Source organism: Nocardia sp. NPDC023733 (assembly GCF_040639775.1).
GTDB lineage: Bacteria > Actinomycetota > Actinomycetes > Mycobacteriales > Mycobacteriaceae > Nocardia > Nocardia rosealba.
This window is the reverse complement of record NZ_JBFAAN010000001.1, coordinates 331805-340829: the sequence shown is the minus strand read 5'-3', so window position 1 is coordinate 340829 and position 9025 is coordinate 331805. Positions and strand designations below refer to the sequence as shown.

Sequence of the window (9025 nt, the reverse complement as noted above, 5' to 3'; positions counted from 1 at the left end):
CCGAAATCCGCCCGCTCACACCGGAATTCAGTGCGATCGGCTATGACACGATCGCGACATTCCAGCTCGTCGCCACACAACCAGCAATGACTCGGTTATCTCCCGACCTCCATCGTCAACCCCGACACCCGACACACGCGCCCGTAGACGACTGAAGCGTATTCGTTTCGATAATAAACCGGACCAGATTCCGTCAAAATCTCGTACTCGGGAGTAATTCACCATAATCCGACGGCGCCGGGCAACCCGGCCGCACACGCCGAACCGGCAGGCGCCCGCCCGGTGCACCCACGGGCTACGTCACTGCTGCCGCCACAGATTCGTACTGTGTCAGGACACACTAGGCGAGCCAACGTTGCATCACCGTTGCATCCGAGTGATGCACACCACTACACCCTGAACACGACGAAGCCCCCCGCCATCGTGCTCGGCGGGGGGCTTACGGTGCCTGAGAGTTACTCGGCGGAGGCGTCCTCGGTGTCGGCCGACTCGGCGGGCGCGGCGGCCTCGTCCTCGACCGGGACCAGCGAGATCTTGCCGCGGTTGTCGATATCGGCGATCTCCACGCGCAGCTTGTCGCCGACGTTGACCACGTCCTCGACCTTGGCCACGCGCTTGCCGTTGCCCAGCTTGGAGATGTGCACCAGACCGTCGCGGCCCGGCAGCAGCGAGACGAACGCACCGAAGGCGGTGGTCTTGACGACCGTGCCGAGGAAGCGCTCGCCGACCTTGGGCAGCTGCGGGTTGGCGATGGCGTTGATCATGTCGATCGCGGCCTGGGCCGACGGCCCGTCGGTCGCACCGACGAACACGGTGCCGTCATCCTCGATGGAGATGTTGGCGCCGGTTTCCTCGGTGATCTGGTTGATCATCTTGCCCTTGGGGCCGATGACCTCACCGATCTTGTCGACCGGGATCTTGATCGCGGTGACGCGCGGGGCGTACGGGCTCATCTCGTCCGGGGTGGCGATGGCCTCGGCCATCACGTCCAGGATGGTGGTGCGGGCGTCGTGCGCCTGGTTCAGCGCACCGGCCAGCACCTGCGAGGGGATGCCGTCGAGCTTGGTATCGAGCTGCAGGGCGGTGACGAAGTCACGGGTACCGGCAACCTTGAAGTCCATGTCGCCGAAGGCATCCTCGGCGCCGAGGATGTCGGTAAGCGCCACGTAGCGGACCTCGTCGACACCCTGGTCGTTGGTGATGGTGTCGGAAACCAGGCCCATGGCGATACCCGCGACCGGCGCCTTCAGCGGCACACCGGCGTTGAGCAGCGACAGAGTCGAGGCGCACACCGAACCCATCGAGGTGGAGCCGTTGGAGCCGAGCGCCTCCGAGACCTGACGGATGGCGTAGGGGAACTCCTCCTGCGAGGGCAGCACCGGCATCAGCGCGCGCTCGGCCAGGGCGCCGTGGCCGATCTCGCGACGCTTCGGCGAACCGACGCGACCGGTCTCACCGGTGGAGAACGGCGGGAAGTTGTAGTGGTGCATGTAGCGCTTGGAGGTCTCCGGGCCGAGCGAGTCGACCTGCTGAGCCATCTTCACCATGTCCAGGGTGGTGACGCCCATGATCTGGGTCTCGCCACGCTCGAACAGCGCCGAACCGTGGGCGCGCGGGATCACGTCGACCTCGGCGGACAGCTCACGGATGTCGGCCAGGCCGCGACCGTCGATGCGGAAGCCGTCGGTCAGGATGCGCTGGCGGACCAGCTTCTTGGTGACCGAGCGGAACGCGGCACCCAGCTCCTTCTCGCGTCCGGCGAAGTCCTCACCGAGACGCGACAGCACCTCGACCTTGATCTCGTCGATCTTGGCTTCGCGGGCCTGCTTGTCGGCGATGCTCAGCGCCTGGTTCAGCTCGACCTTCGAGGTGCCCTCGACAGCCTCGAACACGTCGGGGCCGTACGGCGGGAAGAGCGGGAACTCCTGGGTGGGCTTGGCGGCCAGCGCGGCCAGGTCGGCCTGGGCGCGGACCAGGCGCGCGATGAACGGCTTGGCGGCTTCCAGACCCTCGGCGACCACGGCCTCGGTCGGCGCCTGCGCACCATCCTCGATCAGCGCGATCACCTTGTCGGTGGCCTCGGCCTCGACCATCATGATGGCGACATCACCGGTGTCGGTGACGCGGCCCGCGACGACCATGTCGAAGACAGCGCCCTCGAGCTGCTCGACGGTCGGGAACGCCACCCACTGGCCGCTGATCAGGGCCACGCGCACGCCACCGATCGGACCCGAGAACGGGATGCCCGACAGCTGGGTGGACGCCGAGGCGCCGTTGATGGCCAGCACGTCGTAGAGGTCCTGGGGGTCCAGGCTCAGCACGGTGACCACGACCTGGATCTCGTTGCGCAGACCGTCGATGAAGGTCGGACGCAGCGGACGGTCGATCAGGCGGCAGGTCAGGATCGCGTCGGTGGAGGGACGACCCTCGCGACGGAAGAACGAGCCGGGGATGCGGCCCGCGGCGTACATGCGCTCTTCGACGTCGACCGTCAGCGGGAAGAAGTCGAACTGGTCCTTGGGGTGCTTACCGGCGGTGGTCGCCGACAGCAGCATGGTCTCGTCGTCCAGGTAGGCGACGACGGAGCCGGCGGCCTGCTTGGCCAGACGGCCGGTTTCGAAGCGGATGGTGCGGGTGCCGAAGCTACCGTTGTCGATCAGCGCGACCGATTCGAAAACACCGGGTTCGACCTCGACCGCAGTCGATGCACGTTCAGTTGTCTGCGTCATATTTCTCTCTCGACCTCTCGTCTCGCCGATTCGCGCGGCCGATGCCAGGCGTACTCGCCTGATGGGCGCGAACCAGCTTTTCGTCAGCCGTACCGGACACGGACACGCGACAACCCTCCTGGCTGTCACGCGCAGCACCCGGCCGTATCCCCTTGGAAGCGGCGACGCGGTGGCGGTCATCGATCGAAGCCCGACGGCGGTAGAACATCGCCTGCCGAAAGGCCACTACCGAAGACCGACGCCACGTGGACGGATGCACACGGCTGTCACATGTTGTAGTGCACCCGGAAACCCCATGTCTCCGAATACACGAATAGCCAACAGAAAGAAGTGTACTTCTTCCTGTTGGCTACTCGCCGACCGCCTCAGCGTGGAGGCGTGTCGTAGCAGATCAGCGGCGCAGGCCGAGACGCTCGATGAGCGAACGGTAGCGGTTGATGTCCTTGGCCTGCAGGTACTTCGACAGGCGACGACGACGACCGATCAGGGCCAGCAGGCCGTGGCGGGTGTGGTGATCGTGCTTGTGCTGCTTGAGGTGCTCGGTCAGGTCCGAGATCCGCTTCGACAGCAGCGCGATCTGCGCCTCCGGCGAACCGGTGTCCTTCTCGTGCAGGCCGTACTCGGCCAGGATGGCCGACTTCTGCTCAGTGGTCAGCGCCATGTGGCTCGACTCCTATTTTTCAGTTCCGCGCTCGAATGTCCGGTTACCCGGGATGGGCGCCACCGCGGACCGCAGCAAACCCGAGGAGCCACCTTACACCGCCGCTGGTGAGAGGTTGAATCCGCCTCAGACCTCGGCGGCGGTGAGTACCTTGCGGGCATTCTCGACGTCGCGGCCCATGGCCTCGACCAGCTCGTCGATGGACTCGAATTTACGCATCCCGCGCAACTGTTCGACGAAGTCGACCGCCACATGCTGGCCGTACAGATCGGCCTCACCGTCGAGGACATAGGCCTCGACCGTGCGCGAGCGTCCCGAGAAGGTGGGGTTGGTGCCCACCGAGATCGCGGCCATCGCCCGCTCGCCCGCCTCGACCGTGCCGATCGTCGGACCGGCGCCGAGCACGGTGAACCAGCCCGCGTACACGCCGTCGGCGGGGATCGCGGCGTGCATCGGCGGGGCGACGTTGGCGGTCGGGAAACCGAGTCCACGTCCACGACCGTCGCCGTGCACGACCACGCCCTCCACGCGGTGCGGGCGGCCGAGCGCCTCGGCGGCCGCGGCCATATCGCCCGCGTCGACGCAGGCGCGGATGTAGGTGGAGGAGAAGGTGACGGCGTGCTCACCGAGCAGGGTCACCCCGTCGACCTCGAAACCGAAACGCGCACCGAGCTCACGCATGGTGTCGACGGTGCCCGCGGCCTTCTTGCCGAAGGTGAAGTTGTCACCCACCACGACCTCGGTGACGTGCAACCGCTCCACGAGCAGGTCGTGCACGTAACCGGCGGGGGTGAGCTTCATGAATTCCTGGGTGAACGGCATCACGCAGAACACGTCGATGCCCAGTTCCTCGGCCAGTTCCGCCCGCCGGGTGAGGGTGGTGAGCTGGGCCGGATGCGAACCGGGGCGCACCACTTCCATCGGGTGCGGGTCGAACGTCATCAGGACCGCGGGCACGCCACGCTTTTTCGCCGCGGCCACCGCACGGCTGATGAGCTGCGCGTGTCCACGATGTACCCCGTCGAACACGCCGATAGTGAGGACGCAACGTCCCCAGTCCGCGGGCACGTCGTCGAGACTTCGCCATCTCTGCACAGAGCGAAGCCTACGCAAAGCGGTGCGCGAACAGAATTCCGGTGTGATGCGATCGTGGCCGGTTCGCCGATGTGTGATTCGGGCCAGGGATGCCTAACATTGACAACGTGCCAGGTAAACGTGAGGCCGGACTCGAGGTCACCGCTACGATCGCGCCCGAGCTGTCGGCGGTGGCACAGGACTATCTCAAGGTCATCTGGACCGCGCAGGAGTGGTCGCAGGAGAAGGTGTCGACCAAGCTGCTCGCCGAGCGCATCGGCGTGTCGGCCTCGACCGTGTCGGAGGCGGTGCGCAAACTCGCCGACCAGGGCCTGGTCGAACACGCCCGCTACGGCGCGATCACGTTGACCGACCACGGCCGTCGCGCCGCCGTGGCCATGGTGCGCCGCCACCGCCTCATCGAGACCTTCCTGGTGAACGAACTCGGCTACGGCTGGGACGAAGTGCACGACGAGGCCGAGGTTCTCGAGCACGCGGTGTCGGAACTGCTGGTGTCGCGCATCGACGCGAAACTCGGCCACCCCGACCGTGATCCGCACGGCGACCCCATCCCCTCGGTCGACGGCGCCGTCCCCACTCCCCCGGCCCGCCGTCTCAGCGACTTCGCCGCAGGCGAATCCGGCCGCGTCGCCCGCATCTCCGACTCCGACCCCGAGATGCTGCGCTACTTCGACTCCGTCGGCATCGCCCTCGACACCCCCATCGAGGTAGCCGAACGCCGCGACTTCGCCGGCACCATCGCCGTCCGCATCGCCACCGCCGACGCCCCCACCGAACTGGGCACCCTCGCGGCCGAAGCCATCTGGCTGACCGCCTGATCAGCAGGTGAAGTAGGGGCGGAGCCGGGCCGGGACGCCGTCGGATTCGGCGGTGGTCCAGCAGGTTTCGTGGGGGAACAGGACGTAGGTGGTCCAGGTGCCGTCGACGCGGCGGATGATGCGCTGGTTGTCGCCGGGGGTGGCGAAGCGGATGACGGCCCAGGTTCCGTCGCAGTCGACGACGGCGGCGTTGTCGAGCATGCCGAGGTCGGCGGAGATGCCGTCGGGGTGGCAGGGGCCCGCGGTGTCCTGGAAGCGCAGCAGGCCGTCGACGGTTGATCCGGCGGTGGTGAGGAAGGCCGAATGCATGCCCTCCGGAACAGGATTCGTGCCGGCGGGGGCGGTCATGCCGAAGTAGTAGCAGCCGACGGGCACGGTGAAGACGGCGCGGCCGTCGCCGTCGGTCACGGCGTCGAGCCGCTGGGTCTCGCTCGTCTCGCCCACCGGGATGTCGTGGCCTGCCGGGTCGCATGGTTCCTGACGCGAAAGGTGCACCGGCACATCGGGAACCGCAATTCCCGACACCGTTTCGGTGCGCAGCACGATGGTTCCCGTCGCCGGTGTCGGCCGCGGACTCGGCCGCGCGGCGGTGGTACGCGTGGCGGACATCCCCGTCGTCGCCTCGACCGGACCCACAGTGATCGCCGCATCAGGCGGCGTCGCCACCGGCGGCTGGGCCGGCGTGGTCGGCACGCGCGAAGGGTTCACCGCCCGAGGCTCATCGGACGCGCATCCGGCAAGCAGGAGCATCGCCCCGGCGATCACGCCGATCCAGGCTTTCCGTACCGCACCCATGGTCCACCTCTGCGCCGTCGGCTATATACCGAAGCTATCGAGCGAGGTCGCGACCCCGTTAGCCCTCGTCCAGAGGACATGACACAGCCGAAATCAGTCGCCGATGCCCTGAGGCGCAAGACCATGACCCAGTCGGGGGCGTCGAACGACCGTGCGATCCCGCACACCCGTGACTAATCAGCGGCGCATTCGGCCAAGGTGGCAGCGAGCTGGGCTGCCAGTTCAGCGGTCAGCGGTGCGCGGCGCACACCCAACCGGTACCAGAGCACCCCGAACGCCTGATCGATCAGCAGTTCCACATCGGTACCGTCGGCGAGTTCGCCGCGAACGCGGGCCCGGTCGAAGATGCGGCGCAAGGCGGCGCGGCGGGTCTCGGCGAAGCCCGCGAGCAGTCGGGACGTCTCCGGATCACGTTGTGCGTCGGCAAGAATCGCGCACAGCAGATGGTGAGCGGGCGGCGTCGACGCGGCGAGGAAGGTCGCTCGCAGGAACGTGTCGAGGTCCTCCAGCAGGGTTTCGCCGGACGGTTCGGCAACTTCGGCGCCCGCCCACGCGCTCAGTGCGTCGAGCAGTAGCACGCCGCGAGAGGGCCACCATCGGTAGATCGTCTGCTTGCCGACACCGGCCGCGGCGGCGATCTCGGTCATGGTGATGTCGGTGCCGTCGGCGGCGGCCAGCAGGGCTGGCACAGCATCCAGAATCGCCTGTCTCGCCGCGTCGTTGCGCTTGCGACCGGTGTGCACGCGACACGGTTTCGAGACCACATCGAGGATTCTACCGTTGACGGAACGCGCAGTATCGACAACACTCTTGTCTAGACATTCCGTCTCGACAAAGTAGGCAAATATGGCGTATCCGCAGGTCAAGCGACGCATCGTCACATGGGTTCACCGCTATCTCGCCAATCCGTTGGCGAAACCACTGGTCGGCCGCATTCCGGGCAACGCACTACTGGAGACAACCGGCCGACGCTCAGGACTGGCCAGGCGCACGCCGATCGGTGGACGTCTCGTCGGCTCGACGTTCTGGATGGTCAGTGATCACGGACGCGACTCGGCCTACGTCCGCAATATCGATGCCGACCCCCGCGTGCGCCTCCAACTACGTTCCCGCTGGCACACGGGAACGGCTCGACCGCTCCCCGACGACGACGCGCGCGCCCGGCTGCGGCAGTTGCCCCGGGTCAACAGTGCGATGGTTCGCCTGCTCGGTACGAATCTGCTCACCATCCGGATCGACCTGGACCCCACCGGCGAGACCGCCCGCTGACGCAGCTGCGGCGAGATCAGTCGCCGATGCCCTGGGGGCGGACGACCATGACCGAGGCGGCGCGTTTTCCGCTCTCCTCGAGGAGGGCGATGGCCCGGCCGGTGGGGTCGATGGCCGCGTAGACGCCCTTGATGCCGACGGGTTCGAGCCAGCGGCCGTTGCGCAGGTCGTTCGCCTGGGCTTCGTCGATGTCGCGGTGCGGGAATGCGGTGCGGACGGCGGTGTCGATATCGAGGCTGAGCAGCGGTTGCTCGGCTTCGGCCGCGGCGGCCAGTTCGTCCAGGGTGCGGGCATGTTCGAGGGTGAAGGGGCCGACCCTGGTGCGGCGCAATGCGGTGAGGTGGCCGCCGACGCCGAGGGCGGCGCCGAGGTCGCGGGCGAGGGCGCGGATGTAGGTGCCCGAGGAGCAGTCGACCTCCACGTCGAGGTCGACGAAGTCGCCGGCTTCGCGGCGGGCGAGGACGTCGAACCGGGAGACGGTCACCGGGCGGGCGGCCAGTTGCACGTCCTCGCCGGCACGGGCGCGGGCGTAGGCGCGTTCGCCGTCGATCTTGATGGCGCTGACGGTCGCGGGCACCTGCTGGATGTCGCCGGTGAGCGCGGCGACCCCGGCGGCGATGTCGGCGTCGGTGACGTGCGTGGCGGGCGTCGTCGCGACCACCTCGCCTTCGGCGTCGTCGGTGATCGTCGACTGACCGAGGCGGATCGTCGCCGTGTACGCCTTGGAGGTGAGGATCAGCTGGCCGAGCAGTTTCGTCGCCCGTTCGACGCCGAGCACCAGCACCCCGGTCGCCATCGGGTCGAGGGTGCCCGCATGGCCGACCTTCTTGGTGCGCAACAGCTTCCGGCTGCGGGCCACCACGTCGTGACTGGTCCAGCCGCCGTCCTTGTCGACGATCACCAACCCGCCGAGCGGATCGACGGCCGGAGTACGCGCCGCCATCAGCCGTGCGCGATCGCGGTCAGGATCAGCCCGTCGGCGATCAGCCAACGTCCGTCGAACGTGGTCAGCGGGATTCCGCCGTCGGTGGTGAGACCGGGGACGAGCAGCTTGGTGTGGAACGTCCCGGTGGCGGAATCGGCTGTGCGGGAATCGACTTCGAAGGTGATGTGGGCGTCCTCGAAACCGAGCCAGCGCAGGGTCAGCGGGAACCAGGCCTTGTAGGTCGCCTCCTTGGCGCAGAACAGCAGCCGGTCCAGGTGCAGACCGTCGCCGGGTGTGCCCGCGAGCCACTCGCGTTCGGCGGGCAGGCTCACCGAGTCGAGCACCCCCTCGGGCAGCGGACCGTGCGGCTCGGCGTCGATACCGACCGAACGGAACCGCAGCGCGTGCGCCAGCGCGGCGGCACGGTACCCGTCGCAATGGGTGAGGCTGCCGACGACACCGCGCGGGAACAGGGGCATACCGCGCTCCCCTTTGCCGATCGCCACCGGCGGCTCACCGAGTTCCTCGAGCGCCAGCCGCGCGCAGTGCCGGGCACCGATGAAATCGCGACGGCGCTTCTCCACCGACTTCGCGATGAGGTGCTCTTCGGCGGGATGCGCCTTCAGGTCCTCCGGATACGCCAGCAGCTCCGAGGTAGCGACACCGGACGGCAGTATGTTCTCAAGCACACCCGCCTCCCCGGGACTCGAGGCCAGACCTGGGTGGTTGTCCG

The 9025-nt window shown here is 67.7% G+C and carries 9 protein-coding genes; 2 read left to right on the top strand and 7 right to left on the bottom strand.

The annotated features are described in order from the left end of the window. Positions 1–455: 455 nt before the first annotated feature. The 3 genes from AB0F86_RS01550 to AB0F86_RS01540 form a co-directional block, all read right to left on the bottom strand. A complete protein-coding gene (locus tag AB0F86_RS01550; protein ID WP_181696899.1) occupies positions 456–2729 on the bottom strand; it encodes a polyribonucleotide nucleotidyltransferase in 2274 nt (757 codons plus the stop codon). Positions 2730–3120: 391 nt separating this feature from the next. Then, the gene (rpsO, locus tag AB0F86_RS01545; protein ID WP_067492627.1) at positions 3121–3390 is read right to left on the bottom strand and encodes a 30S ribosomal protein S15; all 270 of its coding nucleotides are present in this window, start codon (positions 3388–3390) and stop codon (positions 3121–3123) included. Positions 3391–3516: 126 nt separating this feature from the next. Next, a complete protein-coding gene (locus AB0F86_RS01540) occupies positions 3517–4485 on the bottom strand; it encodes a bifunctional riboflavin kinase/FAD synthetase (RefSeq protein WP_181696898.1) in 969 nt (322 codons plus the stop codon). Between the two features lie 89 nt (positions 4486–4574). On the opposite strand from AB0F86_RS01540, the gene AB0F86_RS01535 reads away from it, so the two are divergent. Further along, positions 4575–5303: a metal-dependent transcriptional regulator gene (locus AB0F86_RS01535; RefSeq protein WP_225280434.1), complete on the top strand. Its 729-nt coding sequence runs from the start codon at positions 4575–4577 to the stop codon at positions 5301–5303. Here the strand turns inward: AB0F86_RS01535 and AB0F86_RS01530 are convergent, their stop codons facing one another. Further along, positions 5304–6098, bottom strand: a complete 795-nt coding sequence (locus AB0F86_RS01530) for a hypothetical protein (RefSeq protein ID WP_356983924.1) — start codon at positions 6096–6098, stop codon at positions 5304–5306. It abuts the gene before it with no gap. A gap of 173 nt (positions 6099–6271) precedes the next feature. Further along, positions 6272–6862, bottom strand: a complete 591-nt coding sequence (locus tag AB0F86_RS01525) for a TetR/AcrR family transcriptional regulator (RefSeq protein ID WP_225280432.1) — start codon at positions 6860–6862, stop codon at positions 6272–6274. 82 nt (positions 6863–6944) lie between these two features. Here AB0F86_RS01525 and AB0F86_RS01520 point away from each other — a divergent pair, with 82 nt between their 5' ends. Further along, positions 6945–7367, top strand: a complete 423-nt coding sequence (locus AB0F86_RS01520) for a nitroreductase/quinone reductase family protein (RefSeq protein ID WP_356983922.1) — start codon at positions 6945–6947, stop codon at positions 7365–7367. Positions 7368–7383: 16 nt separating this feature from the next. On the opposite strand, the gene truB is transcribed toward AB0F86_RS01520, so the two are convergent. Together truB and npt are read right to left on the bottom strand one after the other, a co-directional pair. Continuing rightward, positions 7384–8310: a tRNA pseudouridine(55) synthase TruB gene (gene truB, locus AB0F86_RS01515; protein WP_225280430.1), complete on the bottom strand. Its 927-nt coding sequence runs from the start codon at positions 8308–8310 to the stop codon at positions 7384–7386. Next, positions 8310–8981, bottom strand: coding sequence for a 4'-phosphopantetheinyl transferase Npt (gene npt, locus AB0F86_RS01510; RefSeq protein ID WP_181696893.1), 672 nt, complete (start codon positions 8979–8981; stop codon positions 8310–8312). The genes truB and npt overlap by 1 nt, the downstream gene beginning before the upstream one ends. Positions 8982–9025 lie beyond the last annotated feature (44 nt).

Bases quoted from the DNA above. Each gene is read 5' to 3' on its own strand.
- AB0F86_RS01550 (WP_181696899.1), bottom strand. From the start codon at position 2,729: ATGACGCAGACAACTGAACGTGCATCGACTGCGGTCGAGGTCGAACCC.
- rpsO (WP_067492627.1), bottom strand. From the start codon at position 3,390: ATGGCGCTGACCACTGAGCAGAAGTCGGCCATCCTGGCCGAGTACGGC.
- AB0F86_RS01535 (WP_225280434.1), top strand. From the start codon at position 4,575: ATGCCTAACATTGACAACGTGCCAGGTAAACGTGAGGCCGGACTCGAG.
- AB0F86_RS01530 (WP_356983924.1), bottom strand. From the start codon at position 6,098: ATGGGTGCGGTACGGAAAGCCTGGATCGGCGTGATCGCCGGGGCGATG.
- AB0F86_RS01520 (WP_356983922.1), top strand. From the start codon at position 6,945: ATGGCGTATCCGCAGGTCAAGCGACGCATCGTCACATGGGTTCACCGC.
- truB (WP_225280430.1), bottom strand. From the start codon at position 8,310: ATGGCGGCGCGTACTCCGGCCGTCGATCCGCTCGGCGGGTTGGTGATC.